Origin of the sequence: Streptomyces odontomachi (assembly GCF_024435355.1) — a bacterium.
In the GTDB taxonomy this organism is placed as follows: Bacteria; Actinomycetota; Actinomycetes; order Streptomycetales; family Streptomycetaceae; genus Streptomyces; species Streptomyces odontomachi.
The window spans coordinates 704,626-727,351 of sequence record NZ_JAMJWG010000001.1 but is presented as its reverse complement, the minus strand read 5'-3'; the positions used below and the strand labels follow the sequence as shown (position 1 = coordinate 727,351).

The window sequence follows — 22,726 nt, the reverse complement described above, 5'->3', positions numbered from 1 at the left end:
GTCACGGTCTCGACCGGCGCCTCGGCCGCGGGCCGGGGCACTGAGCCCCCGCCGCGGCGGGTGGCACGCCTACGCCTTCGGAGGACGCGCCCGGAACGGAGCGGACGACGCTGTCGCGTTGCCACGGCCGACGACGGTCGCGGCGGCCCCGCCTGCCTCTTCCACGGGCGCACCGGTTCCGGCCAGCAGATCGCGACGGCGAGGCGAACGGCAGTGCTCTTAACGCTCTCCGAACGCCGCGCGGCCGATTTTTACCGTAACCCGTATGCCTCACGGGTGGACGAACGCCTCAGAGGGCGGCGCTCAAGGAACGGCCCGGGGGCCTGCCGTAGCCGGAACCGCCCGTGGCCAGGGGCGCGCGGGGGCCCGCCCGGACGCCCTGGATGCGGTGTCCGGTGCGTCGCACGGCCCCTGCGCTCCCCTGGTCACCGGTTCCGCGCAGCCGGGTCAGGTGGTCAACGTCCCGCCGTCACGGGTTCTGGGTGAGGCCGATGCCGTTGCCGTCGGCGTCGGTGACGACGGCGATCAGCTTGCCGCCGCCGACGTCGCGGGTCTCCTGCTGGACGGTGGCCCCGGCGGCGACCAGGTCGCGCACGGCCGCCTCGATGTCGGGCACCTGCCAGTAGGACACCGGGCCGGTCATCCCCTTGGCGTGCCCGTTCGGGTCCAGGCCCAGGCTCTGGCCGCCGAGGTCGAAGCCGACGTAGTACGCCTCGTCCTGGGCCGGCTTGACACCCAGCACCTTGGAGAACAGTGCCTTCGTCAGGGCCAGGTCCTTGACGGGATAGATGATGGTTTCCAGTGGGGCGGTCATGAGGTCTCCTCGTGAGGTTTCGGCGGTGTGTGTGCCGCCGTTCCTCACGCTAGAAGCCGGACGAGCCGGCCGCTTCTCCGTTCCTGATCGATCCGCGTGACGCGCGCGGTGAGGGTTCCTTTCGCCCCGGGGGCCGCCGAAGGGGGGTGCCGCGGATCAGCCCTGGTGCTGTTCGAGACGGAGCCGCAGCGGGTCCCTGACCTGCGGCGGGCCGTGCAGCTCGGGCTCCGCCGTGGGGGTGAGGGAGGGGTCTTCGGTCAGGGAGCGGGCGAGCAGGATGCCCGGGATGTTGTCACGGGTGGCCACCAGCACCGCCGGGGAGATGCGGTCGGCGAGGGCCACGGCCTCCGGGCGACGGAGCGGGGCGACCGTCAGTCCTGCGGCGTCGAGCGGGATCAGGGAGTCCACCGTGTGCCAGATGCCGGCGTCGATCTCGCCGAGCAGGACGGCGCGCGGCACATGCGTGAAGTCCGTCTCGACGTGCTGTCCGCTGCCCGGGGGGAACTCGGCGCGGGTGAGGCGCTTGTGGTCGTCGGAACCGGGGTCGATGCCGATCCGGAGGTCTCCCGGGTTCACGGGTGCCGAGCTGCCCGTGGTGCCGTCGCGCGCCGGGGTGCGGGTGACGACGACCAGGGTGCCGGGGGCGTAGTACGTGCCCGGCTCCAGGGTGAGCGTGCGATGGCCCGCTTCCTCGGTGTCGAGCAGATCGCGGGCCGCGCCGGCCGACATGACGGCGATGTCGGCCCGCTGGGCGTCGAGCGCGTGGAGGCGGGCCTCGGCGCCGCGCAGATGACCGACCGTCGTGAACGCGCCGAACGGCGCGAACCGCTCGGCCACCGCCGAGGCGACCCGCAGGGACTCCGGCGGCGCGTTCGGCGGGAGCAGCAAATGTACGGGGCTGAGCCGGGCGGCGGACCACAGCAGGGCCGTGTCCAGCTCGGTGATGAACGTCCCCATGTGGCCGCGCGCGACGAGCGAGACGGCACCCTCGTGCTGGAGTTCCTTGAGCGCTTTTTGGACGGTGCCGGAGCCGACCTCCAGCGCCTCCTGGTAATGGAGCGTGGTGGGCAGCCGGCCCCCGGTGCCCAGCCGCAGCGCGTCTCGCGCGATCGTCTCCAAGGGGGTGTGACCGGCGGTCCCGCCGGTGGACGTCATGGATGCGGTCACACCAAACCCTCGGACTCCGTATCGGATCATGCGCCTCAGGCGATCAGGGACATCGCCTGATCGACCGACACCCCATCATGGACGACCGCATGGAGAGCCGACAACACCTGCTCAGGTCGGTCCGCCCGGAAGACCCGACGGCCGAACATGGCACCGCCGGCGCCGGCGGTGATCGCCTGGTGGGCCAGTGAGACCGTGTCCAGCGGGTCGTCACCGCCCTTGCCGCCGGCCAGCAGGACCGGCACGTAGCAGCTCTCGGTGACCTCGGCGAAGGCTTCGGCGGAACCCGGCCAGAGGGCCTTGACCAGGTCGGCACCGATGTCGGCCGAAATGCGGCAGTACATGCTCATGACCTTCGCCGACAGCGCGCCCGGATCGTCACCCTCCAGCGCGGAGCGGGGCTCGATGATCAGGCCCAGGCCGAGCCGCTCGCAGTCGCGGGCGATCCGCGCATTGCGCTCCACCTCGGCGCGCTCAAGGCGGGCGTCGCGCTGGCCGACGTAGAGATACGTCATGACGGCGTCGACCCCGGCAGCAGCGACCGACTCCAGGTCGGACAGCTGGGCGAGAACGCCCTCGCTACGCCCGTCGGCGCCCGGCGTGTACAGGCCGCGAGCGTGGTTCTTCCAGTCCAGGTGGAGGATCAGGCCGGGCCGGTCGCGGCCCGTGAAGGTGTCCTCCACCAGCGGGATCATGCCGGGCGTCACCATCACGCCGTCGGCTCCGCGCAGCGTGGCGAACACCGAGCGGATCTCGTCCGCGGTGCGCAGCCCGGCCGGCGGGCCGCTGTTGACCCCGTGGGAGGCGGCCACCACGACTGCGCGTCCGCTCTCCGGCCTGACCAGGCGGCCCAAGCGGATCTTCTTACCCGTGCGTGCGTCCATGTCGTGCCTGACTCCGTCCTGTCCCACGGATCCGACCCGGTCCCCGTCCGGCGCGGATGCGGCGGAGGTGCGGGGGCTCGGACCCTCCATCCCGAGGAAACTCTGCCCGGGAATTCAATATGCAGCTTGCAGAGAATTGCGTATTGAGCTTAGGATCCCTCTCGGCGGCTGTCAATCGAGCCGCTCCGGCGCGGCCCTCCCGGCCCGCGGCGCTTCGGCGGACACCACGCGCCCCCGGATTCAGCGACACCTGGAGTTCCCATGGCAGATCCCTCCTCGGCACTCGCCGCCCTGTCACGCGAGCTCGGACCGGATGCCGTGCGCACCGACGCCGAGACGCTCGCCGCTTCCAGTCACGACTCCTGGCCGCTCTCCACCAAGCTGGCCCGCCTCGGCCGCCACACCCATCAGGCGGACGCCGTGGTGGCGGTGGACTCCCCTGAGCAGATCCGCACGGCACTGGCGGTGGCGGCCGACCACGATCTGCCCGTCACCGTCCGGGCTCTGGGATCGTCCGTGACGGGCCAGCCCCTGCCGGTGCGCGGCGGCCTCGTCCTGGACGTGTCCGGCATTCCCGACAGCTTCGCGGTGAACGAGACGGACATGACCGTCCGGGTCTCCGCGGGGTACAACGGCGGGCAGCTCGAGACCGAGCTCCAGCGCCAGGGCTGGACCCTCGGCCACTCCCCGCAGTCGCTGCACCGCTCCAGCGTCGGCGGCTGGCTGGCCACCCTGGCGACGGGCCAGTTCTCGTCCTACTACGGCGGCATCGAAGACCTGGTCGTCGGCTACACGGTGATCCTGGCGACCGGCGAGACCGTGCGGCTGAGCGCGTCGCCGCGCGCCGCCATGGGCCCGGATCTGCGGCAGCTCTTCCTCGGTTCGGAGGGCACGCTCGGCGTGATCACCTCGGTGACGCTGAAGATCTTCCCGACGGCCCCCGTGCAGCTGCTCCAGACCTACACGCTGCCGTCCGTGGAGGCCGGCGTGGCGGTCCTGCGGGCCCAGGCCGCGGCCGGACTCCGCCCGTTCCTCCTCAGGCTGTACGACACCGCCGAGGCGCGCCATGTCCTCCAGGACGACTCGATCGACACTCCCGTCCTGTTCACCGGGTCCCAGGGACTCGACACCATGGCGCGCGCCGAGGCCGCGGCGCTGGACGACATCGTGGCCGGGCACGGCGGCGCACCCGCCGGACCCGAGGGCGTCGAGAAGTGGATGACCAGGCGCTTCGACTTCTCCGGCGTGGAGAACCTGCTCGCCCAGGACGGCGGTTACGCGGAGACCATCGAGGTCGCCCACACCTGGAGCGGCATCCTGCCGCTCTACCACGCCCTGACGAAGGCACTGGCCCCGCTCGCCGACGATGTGCTCGCGCACTTCTCCCACGTCTACACCCAGGGCACCTCGCTCTACCTGATCCTGCGCGGCCACGCCGGCACGGACGAGGCGGCGGTGCAGCGGCTCCAGACCGTCTGGGAGACCGCCATGCGGGTCGCCCTGGAGCACGGCGCGGAGCTCTCCCACCACCACGGCGGCGGCCTCGCCCGCTCCCCGTACACCCGGCAGTCGCTGGGCGGCGCGCACCTGCTGCTCCGCCGCCTCAAGCACGCCCTCGACCCGAACGGGCTGCTCAACCCGGGCAAGCTCGGCCTCTGATCCCCCCTCACCGCACGGAAGGGCGCCAGGAACGATGTGGTTTCTCGGCATCGACATCGGTACGACCCATCTCAAGGTGGCGGGCGTCACCGCCGAAGGCACCGAGCTGCCCGCCGGACGCGTCCGCACACCCACCGTCCTCGCCGACGGCCTGACGTTCCATGACGCCGAGGCGATCTGGCGCACCACGGCCGACCTGATCGGCGAGTACGCCCGCACCACAGCGGCCGGGCACGGCCCGCTCGGCGGGGCCTGTGTGGCCTCCTTCGGCCAGGAGGAGTCCGTGGCCGTGGACCGCGCCGGCCGGATGGTCCACCCTTCGCTGGCCTGGTGGGAGTCCTGGCCGGCTCGGGCCCTCGCCCCCGAGGTCACGGCGCGGCTCGACGCCTTCGAGCAGTACCGGGTCTCCGGGCTGCGCCACCGGCTCAACCAGACCCCGGAGCGCACGGCACAGCTGCGCGCCCGGGAGCCGGACACGTGGCGCTCGACGGTGCGCTGGGTGGACTTCTGCACCTTCGTCACCCAGCGTCTGACGGGCGAATGGGCCGGCGCCACCTCCCAGGTCACGCACAGCCAGTGTTTCGACCTGACCACGTTGGCACCGCACCTGCCCACGCTGGAACTGCTGGACCTGGCCCCCGAGCTGTTCGCGCCGGCCCTGCCCACCGGGGCGGTCGCCGGGGAGCTGGTGCCGCAGGCACTGCCCGGCGTCCGGATCGCCCCGGGCGCTCGGGTGGTGGTCGGCGGGCACGACCAGGTGGTGGCCGCCCGCCAGGTGCATGCGATGAGCGGCGCCGGTGTCTTCGACTCCATCGGCACCTCCGAGTACCTGATGGTCACCACCGAGACGTTCGCACCCCGACAGCGGTCCTATGAGCTGGGCATCGATCACGAGCGTTCCTGGCGCGAGGACGGCTACCTGCTCGGCTATCCGACGCCCTCCGGCAAGGTGGTGCACCTGCTCGCCGAGCTGTTCCACGGCGGCGACTTCGACGCCCTGTTCCAGGGTCTCGCCGGCACGCGGGCGGACGGCCTGCCCGCGCTGCGCGTGACGGTGCACGCCGACGACACCGGCACCGGCCTCCTCGACCTGGCCGGGCTGCCGGCCGGGGCCCGCCCGGTGGACGTCGTCCGGGCCTGCCTCGATCATCTGGCGGACCTGACGCGCACCCGGGTGGACGAGATGTGCGAGCTGGCCGGCACCCGGCCCGCCTCAGTGGCCCTGATGGGCTCGCTGTTCCGCAGACCCGAGATGGCCGCGCACCGCCGCGAGCGGTGGCAGGTGCCGCTGCACATCAGCCCCTTGGCCGAGCCGGTCGCACTCGGCGCGGCGGCCATCGCCCGCGAAGCCGCCCTGCCCGAGGCCCGCGGCGGCACGGCGCCCGAAGCCCGCTCGGCACATCCGGGCGACCAGCACCGGGAGCTGACATGAGAGTTCTGATCGCCTCACTCAACAGCGCCGTCGAGCGGCTGCTGGTGGTGTCCGAGCACCGGCCGGGCACCGTGCACCGGCTCGTCGGCGGCGACACCCTGGCCGGCGGCAAGGGGGTCAATGTGGCCCGGGTGCTGGCCCAGTTGACCAGGTCCGGGGCGCTTGCGGGCACACCGGACACGGCTCCGGTCCCGTTGCTCGTCGGATACTCGGGCGGCGCGACGGGCCGTCTCTTCGAGGAGCTGCTCGACGCGGAGGGGCTGGCCGCCGCACTGGTCCCGACGGCCGGCGCCACCCGGATCTGCGAGGTCCTCGTCGACCAGTCGGACCCTGAGGGAGCCACGGTCTACAACGCCCCGGGCCCCCGGATCGCCGCGCCCGAGCGGGACCGGCTGGACGAGGCGTTCGAGCGGCTGCTCGCCGACACCGCGGCGCTGGTGTGCACGGGCAGCATGCCTCCCGGTGTCCCGCACGACCAGTACGCCCGGTGGATCACCCAGGCCCGGCAGCACGGCGTGCTCACGGTACTGGACGCGCACGGCGAGGCCCTGGCGGCGGGCGCCGGCGCCGTGCCCGATGTCGTCAAGGTCAACCTCGACGAGCTCTCCGACGTCGCCGACGGCGGCGATCCCTTCGCCACCGCCCACACCTGGCTGACCGCCGGGGTCCGTCTGGTGGTCGTCACGGACGGCGCCCGGCCGGCCCGCGCCCTGACCGCGGAGGGGGCGTTCGAGGTGACGGCGCCGCAGGTCGGGGTGCGCAGCGCGGTCGGTTCCGGTGACGCCTTCTGCGCCGGGCTCGTCGGCAGCCTGCTCGCCGACCCGGCCGCCGGCTGGGAAGCCCACCTGCACATGGCCGCGGCCTGCGGGGCGTCGAACGCCGCGTCGGTGACCGCCGGCCTGAGCCCCGACCCCTCCCCGGTCTCGCTGTTGCCGCAGGTCACGGTGTGTCGGTCCATGCCGGGGCAGAGCCCCTCCCGCGGCACAGGGAGCTGATCGTGCCGGCCGGATCCGAATCCGGCCGGCATCACCCGCACAGACGGGTCCGGCGCGGAACAGAGTTGTTCCCGCCTCGAACCACGGAGGTTCCCATGGAGAACACCGCCCTCGGGCGCTCGGCCGGGTCCACGGCGAGCGTCCTGCTCATCACCTGTGTGACCGCTGTCGGCGGATTCCTGTTCGGCTTCGACAACGGAGCCATCTCGGGGTCCGCCGGCTTCATCCAGGAGCGCTTCGGGCTCGGTCCGGGAGGTCTCGGCTGGGTGACGTCAAGCATCATCGTCGGCTGCATCATCGGTGTGGTCATCGCCGGCCGTCTCAGTGACGCCATCGGCCGCAAGAGGGTCATGCTGGCGACAGCCGTGGTCTTCGTCGTCGGCGCGCTCGGGGAGGCCTTCGCGCCCAGCTCCGAGCTGCTGGTTCTGGCCCGCATCATCGTCGGGATAGGGATCGGCACGGAGACCACGATCGCCCCGCTGTACATCGCCGAGGTGGCGCCCGCCCGCATCCGTGGCCGTCTCGTGTCGTTCAACCAGCTCTTCAACACCATCGGCAATCTCGTGGTGTTCACGGTCAGCGCCTTCGTCGCACGCTCCAACGGCGACGCCTGGAACGTCGACCGGGGCTGGCGCTACACGTTCGGCATCGGGGTGGCGCCGGCCGTCCTGTTCTTCCTGCTGCTCTTCCTCGTTCCGGAGAGCCCTCGCTGGCTGGTACGGCACGGGCGGCGGCAGGACGGCCTGGCGGTCCTCCGGCGGATCAACCCGACCGCATCCCAGGCCCAGGCACAGCTCGCCGTCATCGAGGAGTCGGTGGCGCGGGAGGGCACCGGCGCCACCGTCCGGGACGTGCTCGCGCCGCGTTTCCGCAAGACCCTCCTGATCGGCTTCGCGGTGGCACTTTTCCAGCAGATCACCGGGATCAACGCGATCTTCTACTACGCCCCCGAGGTGTTCACGTCGGCCGGTCTGGAGACGAACGACGCCATGTCGAGCACGGTCCTGATCGGCATCACCCTGGTGGCCGCCACCCTGGTGTCGATGTGGCTGATCGACAAGGTGGGGCGCCGTACCCTGCTGCTGACCGGTGCGTCCGCCATGACCGTGCTGCTCGCCTGCATCGGTGTGGTCTTCAGGGAGGCACATCCGAGCGCCCCGCTGCTGCTGGCGCTGATCCTCGGCTATGTCGCCTTCTTCGCCGTGTCCTTCGGCACCGTCGCCTACGTGATCATCTCGGAGATCTTTCCGACCCATGTCCGCGGCGTGGCGGCGTCGATCGCCACCTTCGCCCTCTGGGGCGGCAACTACCTGGTCTCGCAGTTCTTCCCGGTCCTCGTGGACGGCATAGGGTCGTCCAGCACCTTCTTCCTGTTCTCCGCCGTCAGCCTGCTCGCCCTCGTGTTCACCGTCCGGTTCGTGCCCGAGACGAAGAACAGGAGCTTGGAGGAGGTCGAACGGGAGCTGTACGGATACCGCATGCCGCAGGAGAAGGAGCCTGCGCGACTGTCCTGATAGCGGCACCCCAAGGCCGTACAGGAGTCTGCTCAGCCGTCCGGTGTGGTGGCGAGGAACTGGGTGGCGGGGAGTTCGGCGTACAGCGGGTCGGCGGCGACGAGTTCGGCATGGGTGCCGACGGCGCGTACCCGGCCCGCGTCCATGACGACGATCCGGTCGGCCATCGTGACGATGGACAGCCGGTGCGCCACGACCAGCACCGTGGTGGTACGGGACACGTCGGCGACGGTGTCGCGCAGCGCGGCCTCGTTCACGGCGTCGAGCTGGGAGGTGGCCTCGTCGAGGAGCAGCAGGCGGGGGCGGCGCAGCAGGGCGCGAGCGATCGCGACACTCCCCCAGAGCGAAAGCCTGGGGGTACCCCCAGCGCTCACCGCCGGAGAGCTTGGTGCCGCGGTGCCCGACGAGGGTGTCCACGCCGTGGGGCAGTCGGGCGACGAGACCGTCCAGACGGGTGGTCTTCAGGACCCGGTCCACGTCTGCCTGTTCGGCGTCCGGGTTGCCGAGCAGCAGGTTGTCGCGCAGGCTCCCGGAAAGCACCGGCGCGTCCTGTTCGACGTAGCCGATGGCGGACCTCAGGCCGGGCAGGTCCCACTGGTCGAGGTCCCGGCCCTCGAGCGTGATGCGCCCCGATGTGGGGTCGTAGAACTTCTCGATGAGGGAGAAGACAGAGGGTGAGCCCGCCGGTGCCCAGGCCGACCAGGGAGTCGGTGGTGACCGCGCGCAGCAGGGTGGTGTCGGAGGTGATCCGGGCCATCAGATCGCCCGGCTCGGTGCGGTCCACGGCAGTGATGCTCAGCCGCAGCAGATACGACGACAGGGTGCGCCGGGCACCCAGCACCACGGACTCGGCGGTGCGGCGCAGTACGTACGAGCCCAGTGCGCCGAGCGCCGCGTTGGCGATGACCAGGGCCGACATGCCGAGCAGCGCGCCGGTGATCGACCGGTCCTGTCCGAGGTCGTGGATGAGCGAGCGGGCCACCATGGACAGGGCGAGTCCGGTACCGCCGGTGGCCAACGCCAGCACGGCACCGAGCAGCAGGGACCAACGGTGCGGGCGGATGTACCCGAGCAGCAGCCGCCAAGCGGGCACGGCGGGCGCCGTGGACACGTCGGGCGCAGTGGCCTCGGCAAGGGCGCTCATGACATCCGACCTTCGGTTCTGGGGAGGCAGGACAGCCGTACCGAGACCCGGGGCCGGGAGATCCCCGGGTACGCGATGCGGTCGGCGGAGGTCCGCTCACCGGCCTGCTCGTGCTCCAGCAGCCGCAGTCGGGTGGGGTCCGGCAGGGCGCGGAGGAAGCGGGATGTGGTGTCCGGGCGCCCACACCTCCGGTCCCCCGACGGAGCGAGCGCCGGCAAGGCGCGGTGACCGGTCATGCCTTGACGCCTCCCCCATGACGACCGCCCACGTTGTCGAGACCGAGCCCAAGACCAAGCTAGGCCCACGACCAAGACCAAGACCAAGACGAACGACGACGCGTACCCGTCAGCCCTGGCGAACGGACGACCGTCTACCCCAGACGAACTATTCGAGGAGCCGAATGTCACGCCGGTCAAGGCCAACGCTCGTGCCCGGCAGAGCGGTTGGCGCGCTCTCCCGGGCAGTGCGTCGGGGTACCGGCCGCCAGGTCGGGAAATTCGCTACCCGGCGGGCGAGCCTTTCCGCATGATGGGGCGCAGTGGCCGCCCCGCGCCGGGTGGACCGCACGCGACCCAAGGATGCCGGGGCCAGGGAGGGCAGGCCATGACGACCGAGCACGTACTGCTGTCCGGCATCGTCGGATCCACCGCGTACGGCCTGGCCCGCGCGGGCTCGGACGTGGATCGGCTCGGCGTGTTCGCGGCCCCCACAGAGAAGCTGCACGGCCTGCACCCGCCGCAGGAGTCCCACGTCACGACCGCTCCGGACAGCGCCCTGCACGAGGCCGCCAAGTGGTGCCGTCTCGCGCTCGGCGGCAATCCGACGGTCATGGAGTTGGTCTGGCTGCCGGACGAGCTGTACGAGGTGCGCACCCCGCTCGGGGACGAACTGGTCGCCCTGCGTACCGCGTTGCTGTCCGCGCGACGGGTTCGCGCCGCCTACCTCGGCTACGCCGCCCAGCAGTTCAAGCGCCTGTCCACGCGCGGTGACGGCGCGTTCTCCGCCCATGTCCGCAAGCGCACGGCCAAGCATGCCCGGCACCTCAAGCGGCTGTGCCAGCAGGGTTTCGAGCTGTACGCCACCGGTCGACTGACCATCCGGGTCGAGGACCCCGACGCCTACCACCGGTTCAGCGAGCAGGTCGCGGCCGACCCTTCGGTGGCGCTTCCGCTGCTCAGACGGTTCGAGGACGCCTTCGACACCACCCGCAGCGTGCTTCCGGAGCAGCCGGACGAGGCGGCGGTTGAGGCGTGGCTGCGCCGGGTGCGCGCGCACCACTACACCCCGGCCGGGGCGTAGCCTCCCACTCCGGTCGTGAACGCGACGCCGCACCGAGCCGGCGCCGACGCCGTTCACCGACGGGCCGTGGGTGGCAGACGCCCCGGCTTCGGGTCAGTCGGTGAACACCTCGGCGCGGTCCACGCTGATGAAGGAGGCCGACGAACTGCCGTCGTGGGTGCCGGTCACCCGGATCTGGAGGGTGTGCTGCCCCGAGGCCAGCCGCGGGCTGAGGTACTGCACCACCTCGCCGGTGCGCACCGCACCGTAGTAGTCGACGCGCTGTGCGGCGCCGCCGTCGATGCTGATGTCGGCATAGCCGTTGCCGACGTCGCGCACCGAGAGCAGGGCGATACGGGTGCCGGCGAAGGTGAACGTGGCCGTGGCACCGGCCTGGTCCAGCCAGTGGTCGTCGCCCCAGAAGCACTGCACACCGCAACCGGTGCCGGAGTTCCAGGTGCCGCCGGCGAACGTCACGCTGCCGGCGCCGCTGGAGCGTCCGTCGTCGTTGATCCAGTAGGTCCCCGAGCCGGGGTCGCCGGAGGGCAGGTCCTGGGTGGCGCCCTGGGCGAGCGGGGTGCCGAAGTTCGGGCTGCCCTCGGCGTTCCAGGTGAACTTCTGGGCGCGGGTGGTGCGGTTGTCGTACGTGTACGTGCTGGTGTTCTTGGCGTGGTAGACGATCCAGTCCTCGGTGCCGTCCGGGGAGCGGAAGAAGGCGTGGTGGCCGGGGCCGTAGACGCCGTTGCCGTCGGCACGGGAGAACACCGCGCCCTGGGTCTGCGCCCAGTTGCCCGGCACCATCGGGTCGGCGCCGTCCGGCAGGGACATCATCCAGAGCTGGTAGTCGGGCTTGCCGGTGTCGCACGTCGAGTACGTGAGCCAGGTCCGCCCGCCGTGGTACAGGAACTCGGGCCCCTCCCGCACCTCGGAGCACCCACCGGCCGCGTTGAGGGCGACGGCGTCGCCGGAGACGGTGTACGGGTTCGACATCGGGGCGAGGTTCAGGCCGTTGTGCTGGTACTGGTTGATCCCGCTGTAGGCCAGATACAGGCGGCCGTTCACCTGGAGGACGCCCGGGTCGATGGCGAAGTCGGCGGTGTGGTTCGGCGGCACCAGCTTCGCCTTGAAGTGGTACGGGCCCGCCGGGTCGTCGCCGTCGGACTCCAGGACGTAGATGCGGTGGTGGTCGTCCACCCCGTCGTCGGCCGTGTAGTACAGGTACCAGCGGCCGTCGAAGCGGTAGAACTCCGGTGCCCAGATGTGCTGGTTGCGCGAGGCGTCGGAGTCGGTCCACACGGTGAGGGGCGCCGCGTCGAGCAGCGTGCCCAGGGACGGGGAGCGCCACATCCGGATGCTGTCGCCCTGGGTGGTCGTCAGGTAGTAGTTGCCGCTGAAGTAGGTCATGAACGGGTCGGGACCGGGGTTCAGCGGATTGCGGAAGGTGCCAGCGGCGGCGGTCCTCGCGCGGTTGGCCGAGGCGGCTGCCGCCGGCTGCGCCCCGGCGACGGACGACGGGTGCACATCGGCGGGAGCGGCCTGCGCGGGGAGCAGTGCGAGGACCAACCCCGCCACGCTGACCAGGGCGAACAACACGGCGGCGAGCGGGCCTCTGCGGCCTGCCGGGCGAGCGGGACGTGCGGACATGCGTCAACCCCTCCGGGACACCCCTGCTGCGGAAGCCGTTGCCGGTGCCGTGCACCAACGGCTTTTACAACGATGTAACCACGCGCGGACACCGTAGAGAGGGCGTGCGGGCCTGTCAATGCCGCACCCCTTGCCGAGGAGCGCCCGGACGGAGGGAACCCGGTACGCCTTCACCTCCGTCAGGACCGAGCGGAACCGGGTCGCCGCAGGGATCCGTGACCGCGGCAACGCGCCCTCGCCCCAAGGGCAGCAGTCGACCGCACCGTCCGCAACCAGGCGGACGGACCGTCGCCGCCCCGCGTCAACCGCCCGAGCTCTCCCGGACGATCAGGCGGTGCGCCGCCGTGTACTCCTCGGGTGGACGGGGCTCCTCGGGGCGTTCGACACGGTCCATCAGCAGGTTCACGGCCGCACGGGCGATCTCCCGCTTGTCGGGGGCCACCGTGGTCAGGGTCGGGATGCTGAACCGGGCGGCCTCGATGTCGTCGAAGCCCACCACGTCCAGGTCCCCGGGGACCGTGCGGCCCTGCTCGTGCAGCGCCCGGACCGCGCCCAACGCCAAGTGGTCGTTGAGGCAGAGCAGCGCGTCCGGCGGCTCGGCGCGGGCCAGCAGGTCGGTCGCGGCACGTGCGCCGTCCTGCCAGTGGAAGGCGGGAACGGGCACGACCAGGTCGGTGGCGAACGGCACACCGGCGGCGCGCAGCGCCTCGCGGTAGCCGTGGGTGCGCAGCCGGTCGGTGCCCTGAGGGCCGCGCAGCGCGCCGCCCACCACGGCGATACGGCGCCGCCCCCTGGCCAGCAGGTGCGCGGTGGCCGCACGGGCCGCGGCCACGTTGTCGATGCCCACGTGGTCGACGCCGCCGGTGCCGCGGGGCGCGGTCCGCTCCCCCAGCAGCACCAGCGGCAAGCGGCTGTCCCGGCTGGTCACGTCGCGCGGCAGCAGGGCGAGCGGGCTCAGGATGACACCGTCGGTGAACTGCACGTCGAAACCGCTCACCGCGGCCAGTTCCCGCTCTCGACGGCCGCCGGTCTCGTGGATGAGCACGGTGCCGCCGCGCCGGTCGGCCTCCAGCATCACGTGCCGGGCCAACTCGGTGAAGTAGGCGACGTCCAGTTCCGGTACCACCAGGGCGATCATGCCGGTGCGACCGCGGCGCAGCTGACGGCCGACGATGTTGACCCGGTAGCCCAGCGCGTCGATCGCCTCGCGGACGGCGGCGCGGGTGCGCTCGGAGACGTGCTCGTAGTCGTTGATGACGTTCGAGACGGTCTTCGGGGAGACGCCCGCGTACTGCGCCACGTCCTTGATGCTGGGCCTGGCCACCACGTCGCTCTTCCTTCCGCCGGCCGCGATCGTATCCAGCGTGCCGGATCGGCCTCACGTCGGTTTCCACGGCCCGGACGGCGGCATGCCAACGACCGCGGCAGCCGACGGCTCACCGCGGACACATGGGGTGGCGGCGGGCGCCTTCGGTCACCGCGGACGCACCCGTCACACGCGCCCGTCACCCGCACCCCTCACACACGCCCCTCCCCCGAGCCGGGCTCAGCACCGGGTGTGCCGGCCGGGGATGCGCTCACGCCCCGTCGCGGTAGGCCTCCAGCAACCGCAGCCAGATCTCGCTGATCGTCGGGAACGACGGGACCGCGTGCCACAACCGGTCGATCGGCACCTCACCGGCCACCGCGATGGTCGCGGAGTGCAGGAGCTCCGCCACACCGGGGCCGGCGAAGGTGACTCCGAGCAGCACCTCGCGATCGAGGTCGACGACGATGCGGGCGTGGCCGCGGTAGCCGTCGGCGAACAGGCCGGTCCCGGCGACGCTCGACATGTCCTGGTCGACGGCGCGCACCCGGTGGCCGGCGGCTTCCGCCTCGGCCAGGGAGAGTCCCACCGCGGCGGCCTCGGGATCGGTGAAGACCACCTGCGCCACGGCGGCACGGTCGGCGGTCGTCGTGTACGGGCCCCAGGGCTCGGTGGACAGCGCCGCCCCGTCCCGGGCGCGGGCGCCGATCGCGGCACCGAGGATGCGCGCCTGGTACTTGCCCTGGTGGGTGAGGAGCGCATGGTGGTTGACGTCACCGGCCGCGTACAGCCAGTCGAAGCCCGCCACTCGACAGCTGTCGTCGACGGTCAGCCAGGAACCCGGTTCCAGGCCGATCGTGTCGAGACCGATGTCGTCGGTGCGCGGCACGCGCCCGGCGGCCACCAGGATCTTGTCGGCTTCGATACTCACCCCGTCGGACAGCTCGACGGTGGTCGTGTCCCCAGTGCGGGTCACGGAGGTGGCCTCCACCCCGGTCCGGATCTCGGCGCCCGCCTCGCGCAGCGACTCGGCCACCAGCTCCCCGACGAACGGCTCCATGCGCGGCAGCAACCCACCGCCGCGCACCAGCATGGTCACTCGGGAGCCGAGCGCCTGCCAGACGGTGGCCATCTCGCAGCCGACGGCGCCGCCGCCGATCACCAGCAACCGGTCGGGCACCTCCTGGCTCGACGTGGCGTCCCGGCTGTTCCACGGCCGGGCTTCGGCCAGCCCCGGCACCGGCGGCACCGCTCCCGAGCTGCCGGTGGCGACGACCACGGCGTGCCGGGCGGACAGCACCTGCCTGGCACCGTTCGAGCCGCTCACGGTGACCTGGCGTACTCCGGAGATGCGGCCCTGGCCGCGGTAGAGATCGGCCCCGATGCCGTTCAGCCAGCCGACCTGGCCGTCGTCCTTCCAGTGCGTGACCTGGCTGTCGCGCCGGGCGAGGACACCGGGCACGTCGAGCGGTCCCTGCACCGCAGTCCGCACGCCGGAGACCCGGCGCGCGTCGGCACGGGCGATCACCGGGCGCAGCAGCGCCTTGCTGGGGATGCAGGCCCAGTAAGAACAGTCTCCGCCGACCAGTTCGCTCTCCACGATGGCAACACTCAGACCTGCGGCGCGCACCCGATCCGCGGCGACCTCCCCTACCGGCCCCGCACCCAGCACCACCACGTCGTACTCGATCGCATCCGTCATGAAAGTCAGTCTGCTAGCAGGTGTGCGCGGATGCCACACGGGTACGCGCGCGGGGAACGGCCGGGCCGACGCAGGCCACTACGAGTGGTGTGCTGGGTTCTGGCAGGATCAGGGACCGGCTCGGTCCATCGACGAAGAGGTAGTTACGTCATGAGCAGCACCGTGGAGCTCACGAAAGACAATTTCGACCAGACAGTCACGGAGAACGACTTTGTCCTGATCGATTTCTGGGCATCGTGGTGCGGTCCGTGCAAACAGTTCGAGCCCGTGTACGAGAAGGCCGCGGAAGACAACCCGGACCTGATCTTCGGCAAGATCGACACCGAGGCGCAGCCTGAACTGGCGCAGGCCTTCGGTATCCAGTCGATTCCCACGCTGATGATCGTCCGGGACCAGGTCGCGGTGTTCGCCCAGCCGGGGGCCCTGCCGGAAGCGGCGCTGGACGACGTCATCGGCCAGGCCAGGAACCTGGACATGGACGAGGTCCGCAAGTCGATCGCAGCGGCCGAGGCACGGGGCGCGAGCCCGGACGGCGGCGCCAGCCCCGACGGCGGCGGACCGGCGGAAGCGTAGCGGCCACGTAGGGGCCGGACCACGGGGCGAGACCCCGCCCGGCCCCGCGAGGGACGGTAAGGCCCGTCAAGAGGCGGAGTCGAACCTGGGCGTGCCGCACGCCGCGGGCACCGGGGCACGGGCCTGGCCCGTGCCCCTCACGTGGACTCGCGCCGCACCGCCGTGGCTCGGAGCAGGTCGTGCACCTCGGGCTGCCCACCGGGCGTGTTGACCAGGCGGTCGACGAGCGCGGCGAGGGTCTGGGCGGACGGCAGCGAGATCCGTACCGTGCTCAACCGCGGCCGGAGCAGCCGGCCGAGCAGCAGGTCGTCGGCGCCCATGACGGCGGTCTGCGCGGGCACCGCCACGCCTTCGTCCTGCAAGGCGCGCATCAGCAGCATCGCGTACTCGTCGTTGTGGGCGAAGACCCCGTCGAGGCCGAGGCCGCGCCAGCGGGACGCAAGGCGGGCGGCCGCCTCCTCCGTGCGGTCGAGCGGCACCTCGGTGAGCGTGGCCCCCGGGACGCCGCTGTCCGCCAGGGCGTGCCGCATGCCCGCGGCGATCGCGTGCGAGACCGCCTCCAGGCCACGCTCGCCGGGCACGATCAGACCGAGTGCGGTGCGCCCGCGCTCCAGGAGATGGGTGGCGGCGCACCGGCCGACCTTGCGGTGGTCGGTGAGCAGGGCGTGCGCACCGTCCACCCGCTCGGGACCGAGGGTCAGCACCGCACGGGCGCCGGAGCGCTTCAGTAACGCCACGCCCCATGGCCCGAGGCCGTGCCCGGCCGGGGCGAGCACCGCGACGGGCCGGAACTCCGCCCACGCACGGGCGGCGTCGTCACCGGTACGGCCCACCCCGCCGTACTGGACCACGGTGTACTCCGAACGGCCCAGCGCCTGCTGGAGATCGCCGAGGAATCCGCCGTAGAGCGCGCCGAGCGGCACGTTCGGCGCGGGCATCAGCACCATCCGGCTGTGTCCGGCCCGCAGGCTGCGCGCTGCCGCGTGCGGCACGTAGCCGATCTCCTCGGCCGCGGCCAGTACCCGCTGCCGAGTGGCCTCGCTGATCCGCATGGTGGTGGTGTTGTTCAGCACGTACGAGACGGTGGCCCGCGAGACTCCGGCGAGCCGGGCGACGTCCGTGCTGGTGGGGGCGCCGGTCAGCACGGCGGATCCGGTCGCCGCCGCGGCCGCGCCGCCGGCCGGCCCGTCCGGTGGGCCGGCGGGCGCGGGCACCGGCGGCCCGGCCGGCGGCCGTGCCGCTTGCCGCCGTGCCGCTTGCCGCCGTGCTGCCTGCTCGTTCGGTATCCGCGCCATGACGCCCCGTATTCTTCCACTTACAGGTGGCGGCGGCACGGACACCCGGCAAACTCCGGCGCCCAAGGAACGATTGCCGCCACGCCCGCGGTGCCGGGCCCCGGACTCCGGACGCGGACGACCAGGCCCTAACGTGACCCGGATGACCGAGTACATCGAGTACGACACGCCGGGCCAGAGCGGACCCACGGCGACCACGCAGGCGCGGCCCGACCGGGTGGGCAAGGTGCGGACGGAGTACGCGCCCGCTCATGACGGCGATCCCGACCCCGGCGAAATCGTCTGGACGTGGGTACCGTTCGAGGAGAACGACGGCCGTGGCAAGGACCGGCCGGTCCTGGTCGTCGCCCGCGAGGCGGCGGGCACCCTGCTCGCCGTCCAGCTGTCCAGCAAGCGGCACGACCACGACCGTGAGTGGGTGCCGATCGGCAACGGTCCCTGGGACCGGGAAGGCCGGGACTCATGGGTGGACATCGACCGGGTACTGCGGGTGCACGAAAAGGGCATGCGACGCGAGGCGTGCGCGCTGGACCGGATGCGCTTCAACCTCGTGATCCACCGCCTTCAGGAGCGCTACGGCTGGCAGTGAGACCCCCGTCGCCGGCGTGCAACGGCCCATCGCCGGCGCGGAGTCGGGCCGCGCCGGCACCCACCCGCCCCACGCCGGCGCACCACCACCCCCCGTACTCGCCGGCATGCCACCCGGCGAACGGGGAACACGCACCCCGCCGGCCGCACGCGGGACCCTTCAGTCTCCGTGCGGCCCGGCGTGAGCGGCCTGGGGGCACCCCTGTTGCCTTGGGGCACTGGGGACGGGTGGGGCACGGACGACGCGGCCCACCCGTGACCAGGCCGGCTCATGATCTTCAGCTGGGGGATCAGGAGGACGCGTCATGATCGAGGGCGACCCTACCGAGAGCGATCCGGCGGCCACCGAGGCCGATCTGGAGGCGCTGGTGCGCGGCATCTGCTTCAAGACGGGCCCACCGCGCACCACCGGCGTGGAGGTGGAGTGGCTTGTCCACGAGCCGCACCGCCCGCATCTACCGCTGACACCCGACCGTTTCGAGGCGGTGTACGCCGCGGTACGGGCGCTGCCCCTGTACTCGGCGTTGACCGTCGAGCCCGGCGGCCAGCTGGAGCTGAGCTCGCCGCCCGCCGGGTCCCTGATGGAGTGCGTGTCGGCCGTCTCGGCCGACCTGGCCCTGGTGCGGACCACGCTCGGCGCCTTCGGCCTCGCCCTCACCGGTCTTGGCACCGACCCGTGGCGCCCCCCGGCCCGACTGCTGCGCCAACCCCGGTACGACGCCATGGAGGCCTACCTGGACCGGACCGGTCCCGCCGGGCGCGGCATGATGTGCTCCTCGGCGTCGGTCCAGGTCTGCCTCGACGCCGGCTACGAGGAGCCGGGTCCGCTCGGTCATGCGCGCCGCTGGCGGCTGGCCTATCTGTTGGGGCCCGTCCTGGTGGCCGCCTTCGCCAACTCACCCCTGCTGCGCGGCCGGCTGAGCGGCTGGCGCTCGTCGCGGCAGTGGCTGTGGGCGAGCATCGAACCGGGCAGGTCGGCCGCGCCGCGGCTGGACGGTGAGCCGCGCGCGGCCTGGGCCAGACGCGTGCTGGACGCCCCCGTGATGTGTATCCGTGCCGACCACGGCCCCTGGCTGGTGCCGTACGGGCTGACGCCCCGTTCCTGGGTGCGCTGCGGAGCACCGCGCCCGCTCACCCGCGCCGACCTCTCCTACCACCTGTCCACTCTCTTCCCGCCGGTGCGCCCGCGCGGCCATCTCGAACTGCGCATGATCGATGCCCAGTCGGGCGACGACGGCTGGATCGTGCCGCTCGCCGTCACGGCCGCCCTCTTCGACGACGAGGCCGCCACCGAGACCGCCTACCGCGTCGTCAAGCCGCTGGCGGAGCGCGCGGGCCCGGCGCCCGCACCGCGCAACGCGCTGTGGTTGGCCGCCGCCCGCCATGCGCTGGCCGATCCGGAGCTCCAGGACGCCGCCGCCGTCTGCTTCGCCGCGGCCCTGGAGGCGTTGCCCCGGCTCGGGGCCACCCGGACGGTGCTCGACCTGGTGGCGGCGTACACCGAACGCTATGTCGTCCGCGGGCGCTGCCCGGCGGACGACCTGATCGACCGTTTGACCGTCATGGGGAAGGACCTGCCGTCATGACCGATCCCACCACCGCCTCCGAGACGTCGGCCGACGTGCTCAGAAAGCGCGCCCTGGCGGCACTGCTGGCGGCCCGGGAGCGTACCGCGCTGCTCACGGAGTGCGTGTCGGAGCCCGAACTGACGGCGCAGCACTCTCCGCTGATGTCGCCACTGGTATGGGATCTCGCGCACATCGGCAACCAGGAGGAGCTGTGGCTGCTGCGGGCGGTCGCAGGCCGCCCGGCGATGCGGCCGGACATCGATCCGCTGTACGACGCCTTCGAGCATCCGCGGGCGGAACGTCCCACCCTGCCGCTGCTGCCGCCGCGTGAGGCCCGCAGGTACGCGGCCGAGGTACGCGGCCGGGCGCTCGACGTGCTGGAGAGCACCAGGTTCGACGGCACGCCGCTCACCGCGGCGGGTTTCGCCTTCGGCATGATCGCGCAGCACGAGCAGCAGCACGACGAGACCATGCTGATCACCCATCAGCTGCGCAACGGGCCCGTGGCGCTGACCGCCCCGGACCCCGATCCGGGCGCCGCTGCCAAGTTCGTCGCATCTGCCGAGGTCCTGGTGCCGGGCGGCCCGTTCACCATGGGCACCTCCACCGAGCCCTGGGCGCTGGACAACGAGCGCCCCGCGCACCGCCGCCTCGTCCCGCCGTTCTTCATCGACACGGTGCCGGTGACCAATGCCGCGTACCAGATGTTCCTCGCTGACGGCGGTTACGACGAGCCGCGCTGGTGGGCCCCGGAGGGCTGGGCGTATCTGCGCGAGCACGGCATCACGGCACCGCTGTTCTGGCGGCGGGAGGGCCGGGCGTGGGTGCGGCGCAGGTTCGGCGTCACCGAGCCGGTACCGCCCGAGGAGCCGGTGCTGCACGTCAGCTGGTACGAGGCGGACGCGTATGCGCGGTGGGCGGGCCGCCGGCTGCCCACCGAGGCCGAATGGGAGAAGGCCGCCCGCCACGACCCCGTCACGGGCCGCTCGATGCGCTATCCGTGGGGCGACGCCGATCCACGCGCCGACCACGCCAACCTGGGCCAGCGCCATCTGCGCCCGGCACCGGCCGGCAGCTACCCGGCCGGGGAGGCGCCGTGCGGGGCGCGGCAGCTGATGGGGGACGTGTGGGAATGGACGGCGAGCGACTTCCTGCCGTATCCGGGCTTTCGGCCGTTCCCCTACAAGGAGTACTCCGAGGTGTTCTTCGGCAGTGACCACAAGGTGCTGCGCGGGGGCTCGTTCGCGGTGGCCGACGTGGTCTGCCGGGGCACGTTCCGCAACTGGGACTACCCCGTACGGCGGCAGATCTTCTCCGGTTTCCGCACCGCGCGTGATGCGCCACCGGACATCGGCCGGGCGGCCTGGGTGGGCATGCGGGAGGTGCGCTGATGTGCCGCCATCTGGCCTATCTGGGTCCCACCGTGCCGTTCGGCGACCTGCTCGTGGATCCTCCGCACGGCCTGGTCCGCCAGTCGTGGGCACCCCGTCGCCAGCGGCACGGCACGGTCAACGCGGACGGCTTCGGGGTGGGCTGGTACGCCGCGGGCGATCCGGTGCCGGCCCGCTACCGCAGGGCGGGGCCGGTGTGGGCCGACGAGTCGTTCACGGACCTCGCCCGGGTGGTGCGCACCGGTGCGCTGCTCGGGGCGGTGCGGGACGCGACGGAGCGCGGTGCGGACGGTGCCGCCGCCGCGGCGCCGTTCGCCGACGGGCCGTGGCTGTTCAGCCACACCGGCGCGGTCGCCGGGTGGCCCGGCTCCCTGGCACCGCTCGCCACGACGCTGCCGCCCGTCGAGCTGCTCTCCCTCGCGGCGCGCAGCGACTCGGCGCTGGTGTGGGCGCTGGTGCTGCACCGGCTGCGGCACGGCGACTACCGCGATCGGGCGGGTGAGGCGCTCGCGGACACCGTGCGTGACGTGGCGCGGGCCGCGCCCGGCTCGCGGCTCAACCTGCTGCTCACCAACGGTTCGGCGATCATGGCCACAGCGTGGGGCGACGCGCTGTACTACCGCACTGGCCCGGGCCCCCGGGTCGTGGTGGCCTCCGAACCCTATGACGACGATCCGCGCTGGTGCGAGGCGCCGGAGCGGACCCTGATCGTCGCGACCCCTGCCGACGTCCGGCTGACCTCGCTGAAGGAGCCCTCATGAGTCCCTTCCACGTCACCCGCAGCCTGCCCGAGGACGCCACCGGCGCCGCACTGCGCACGGACGTGCGTGACGGTCTGACCGCCACGCCCAAGACGCTGCCGCCGAAGTGGTTCTACGACGCCCGCGGCAGCAAGCTGTTCGAGCAGATCACCCGGCTCGACGCGTACTATCCGACGCGTGCCGAGCGCGAGATCCTGCGTACCCGCGCCACCGAGATCGCCGCGGTGAGCAGGGCGCGCACGCTGGTGGAGCTGGGCTCGGGATCCTCGGAGAAGACCCGGTACCTGCTCGATGCGCTGACCGACCTGCGTGCCTATGTCCCCGTGGACGTCAGCGAGAGCGCCCTCACCCGAGCGGGCGAGGCACTGCTCGCGCAACGTCCGGAGCTCGATGTGCACGCGCTGGTCGCCGACTTCACCGGATCCCTGACGCTGCCGGACACCCCCGGGCCTCGGCTGGTGGCGTTCCTCGGCGGCACCATCGGCAATCTGCTGCCGCCCGAGCGTGCCCGGTTCCTCACCGCGGTGCGCTCGCTGCTCGCCCCCGGCGACGCCCTGCTGCTCGGCACCGACCTGGTCAAGGACGAGTCGGTCCTGGTCGCGGCCTATGACGACACGGAGGGCGTCACGGCCGCCTTCAACAAGAACGTGCTGAGCGTGGTCAACCGTGAGCTGGCCGCCGACTTCCGCCCGGAGGAGTTCACGCACGTCGCCGTCTGGGACGCGGAGCGCGAGTGGATCGAGATGCGGCTGCGCTCCCGTACCCCGCAGACCGTGAAGATCCCGGCGCTCGATCTCGCCGTCGACTTCGCGGCCGGCGAGGACCTGCGCACCGAGGTGTCGGCGAAGTTCCGCGCGGCCGGCGTCGACGCGGAGCTGGCCGCCGCGGGGCTGGTCCGCACCCACTGGTGGACCGACGCGGCCGAGCGGTTCGCGCTGTCGCTGAGCGTGGCGGCGTAGCGGACGCCCGTGCCGCCCGGCCGGGCGCACCCGGCGCACACAGCAGGACGCA

The 22,726-nt window shown here is 72.4% G+C and carries 19 protein-coding genes and 1 pseudogene; 11 read left to right on the top strand and 9 right to left on the bottom strand.

Translation table 11 applies throughout. The features are described from left to right. Positions 1-469 precede the first annotated feature (469 nt). The 3 genes from NQO67_RS03035 to NQO67_RS03025 form a co-directional block, all read right to left on the bottom strand. Entirely contained in the window at positions 470-814 is a 345-nt protein-coding gene (locus tag NQO67_RS03035; protein ID WP_255946021.1) for a VOC family protein, read from the bottom strand. A gap of 156 nt (positions 815-970) precedes the next feature. Continuing rightward, on the bottom strand, positions 971-1,981 hold the full coding sequence (locus NQO67_RS03030; RefSeq protein ID WP_255946019.1) for a YhfZ family protein: 1,011 nt from the start codon (positions 1,979-1,981) through the stop codon (positions 971-973). A gap of 35 nt (positions 1,982-2,016) precedes the next feature. Next, complete coding sequence (locus NQO67_RS03025) at positions 2,017-2,865, bottom strand: class I fructose-bisphosphate aldolase (protein ID WP_255946008.1); 849 nt, start codon at positions 2,863-2,865, stop codon at positions 2,017-2,019. Positions 2,866-3,126: 261 nt separating this feature from the next. Between NQO67_RS03025 and NQO67_RS03020 the strand changes: the two genes are divergently transcribed. From NQO67_RS03020 to NQO67_RS03005, 4 genes are all read left to right on the top strand, one after another. Continuing rightward, positions 3,127-4,524: an FAD-binding oxidoreductase gene (locus tag NQO67_RS03020; RefSeq protein ID WP_255946006.1), complete on the top strand. Its 1,398-nt coding sequence runs from the start codon at positions 3,127-3,129 to the stop codon at positions 4,522-4,524. Positions 4,525-4,558: 34 nt separating this feature from the next. After that, positions 4,559-5,956, top strand: a complete 1,398-nt coding sequence (locus tag NQO67_RS03015) for an FGGY family carbohydrate kinase (protein ID WP_255946004.1) — start codon at positions 4,559-4,561, stop codon at positions 5,954-5,956. After that, a complete protein-coding gene (locus NQO67_RS03010) occupies positions 5,953-6,951 on the top strand; it encodes a 1-phosphofructokinase family hexose kinase (RefSeq protein WP_255946002.1) in 999 nt (332 codons plus the stop codon). The genes NQO67_RS03015 and NQO67_RS03010 overlap by 4 nt, the downstream gene beginning before the upstream one ends. Before the next feature lie 95 nt (positions 6,952-7,046). After that, positions 7,047-8,465 carry a sugar porter family MFS transporter gene (locus NQO67_RS03005; protein WP_255946000.1) on the top strand — a complete coding sequence of 473 codons (1,419 nt, stop codon included), beginning with the start codon at positions 7,047-7,049 and terminating at the stop codon, positions 8,463-8,465. A 32-nt stretch (positions 8,466-8,497) separates the two neighbouring features. On the opposite strand, the pseudogene NQO67_RS03000 reads toward NQO67_RS03005, so the two are convergent. Together NQO67_RS03000 and NQO67_RS02995 are read right to left on the bottom strand one after the other, a co-directional pair. Further along, positions 8,498-9,609 (bottom strand): annotated as a pseudogene (locus NQO67_RS03000) (ATP-binding cassette domain-containing protein). Beyond that, complete coding sequence (locus NQO67_RS02995) at positions 9,606-9,845, bottom strand: hypothetical protein (protein WP_255945998.1); 240 nt, start codon at positions 9,843-9,845, stop codon at positions 9,606-9,608. The pseudogene NQO67_RS03000 and the gene NQO67_RS02995 overlap by 4 nt, the downstream one beginning before the upstream one ends. A 367-nt stretch (positions 9,846-10,212) precedes the next feature. Here NQO67_RS02995 and NQO67_RS02990 point away from each other — a divergent pair, with 367 nt between their 5' ends. Beyond that, on the top strand, positions 10,213-10,908 hold the full coding sequence (locus NQO67_RS02990; RefSeq protein ID WP_255945996.1) for a nucleotidyltransferase domain-containing protein: 696 nt from the start codon (positions 10,213-10,215) through the stop codon (positions 10,906-10,908). A gap of 93 nt (positions 10,909-11,001) precedes the next feature. On the opposite strand, the gene NQO67_RS02985 is transcribed toward NQO67_RS02990, so the two are convergent. The 3 genes from NQO67_RS02985 to NQO67_RS02975 form a co-directional block, all read right to left on the bottom strand. Continuing rightward, positions 11,002-12,531 (bottom strand): family 43 glycosylhydrolase, encoded by a 1,530-nt coding sequence (locus tag NQO67_RS02985; RefSeq protein ID WP_255945994.1) that lies wholly within the window; start codon positions 12,529-12,531, stop codon positions 11,002-11,004. Positions 12,532-12,832: 301 nt separating this feature from the next. Further along, positions 12,833-13,855, bottom strand: coding sequence for a LacI family DNA-binding transcriptional regulator (locus NQO67_RS02980; RefSeq protein ID WP_255946746.1), 1,023 nt, complete (start codon positions 13,853-13,855; stop codon positions 12,833-12,835). A 253-nt stretch (positions 13,856-14,108) separates the two neighbouring features. Continuing rightward, positions 14,109-15,539 carry a dihydrolipoyl dehydrogenase family protein gene (locus NQO67_RS02975; RefSeq protein ID WP_255945992.1) on the bottom strand — a complete coding sequence of 477 codons (1,431 nt, stop codon included), beginning with the start codon at positions 15,537-15,539 and terminating at the stop codon, positions 14,109-14,111. A 150-nt stretch (positions 15,540-15,689) separates the two neighbouring features. Here NQO67_RS02975 and trxA point away from each other — a divergent pair, with 150 nt between their 5' ends. Next, the gene (gene trxA, locus NQO67_RS02970; RefSeq protein ID WP_255945990.1) at positions 15,690-16,112 is read left to right on the top strand and encodes a thioredoxin; all 423 of its coding nucleotides are present in this window, start codon (positions 15,690-15,692) and stop codon (positions 16,110-16,112) included. Positions 16,113-16,249: 137 nt separating this feature from the next. Here the strand turns inward: trxA and NQO67_RS02965 are convergent, their stop codons facing one another. Further along, positions 16,250-17,407, bottom strand: a complete 1,158-nt coding sequence (locus NQO67_RS02965) for a LacI family DNA-binding transcriptional regulator (protein ID WP_255945988.1) — start codon at positions 17,405-17,407, stop codon at positions 16,250-16,252. A 142-nt stretch (positions 17,408-17,549) separates the two neighbouring features. Here NQO67_RS02965 and NQO67_RS02960 point away from each other — a divergent pair, with 142 nt between their 5' ends. The 5 genes from NQO67_RS02960 to egtD all read left to right on the top strand — a co-directional run bounded on the left by NQO67_RS02960 (position 17,550) and on the right by egtD (position 22,674). Beyond that, entirely contained in the window at positions 17,550-17,996 is a 447-nt protein-coding gene (locus tag NQO67_RS02960) for a type II toxin-antitoxin system PemK/MazF family toxin (protein WP_255945987.1), read from the top strand. 304 nt (positions 17,997-18,300) lie between these two features. Further along, positions 18,301-19,581, top strand: a complete 1,281-nt coding sequence (gene egtA, locus NQO67_RS02955; protein WP_255945985.1) for an ergothioneine biosynthesis glutamate--cysteine ligase EgtA — start codon at positions 18,301-18,303, stop codon at positions 19,579-19,581. Continuing rightward, positions 19,578-20,954 carry an ergothioneine biosynthesis protein EgtB gene (gene egtB, locus NQO67_RS02950; protein ID WP_255945983.1) on the top strand — a complete coding sequence of 459 codons (1,377 nt, stop codon included), beginning with the start codon at positions 19,578-19,580 and terminating at the stop codon, positions 20,952-20,954. Before egtA ends, egtB begins: the two co-directional genes overlap by 4 nt. Then, complete coding sequence (egtC, locus tag NQO67_RS02945; RefSeq protein WP_255945981.1) at positions 20,954-21,715, top strand: ergothioneine biosynthesis protein EgtC; 762 nt, start codon at positions 20,954-20,956, stop codon at positions 21,713-21,715. Before egtB ends, egtC begins: the two co-directional genes overlap by 1 nt. Beyond that, positions 21,712-22,674, top strand: a complete 963-nt coding sequence (gene egtD / locus NQO67_RS02940; RefSeq protein WP_255945979.1) for an L-histidine N(alpha)-methyltransferase — start codon at positions 21,712-21,714, stop codon at positions 22,672-22,674. Before egtC ends, egtD begins: the two co-directional genes overlap by 4 nt. Positions 22,675-22,726 lie beyond the last annotated feature (52 nt).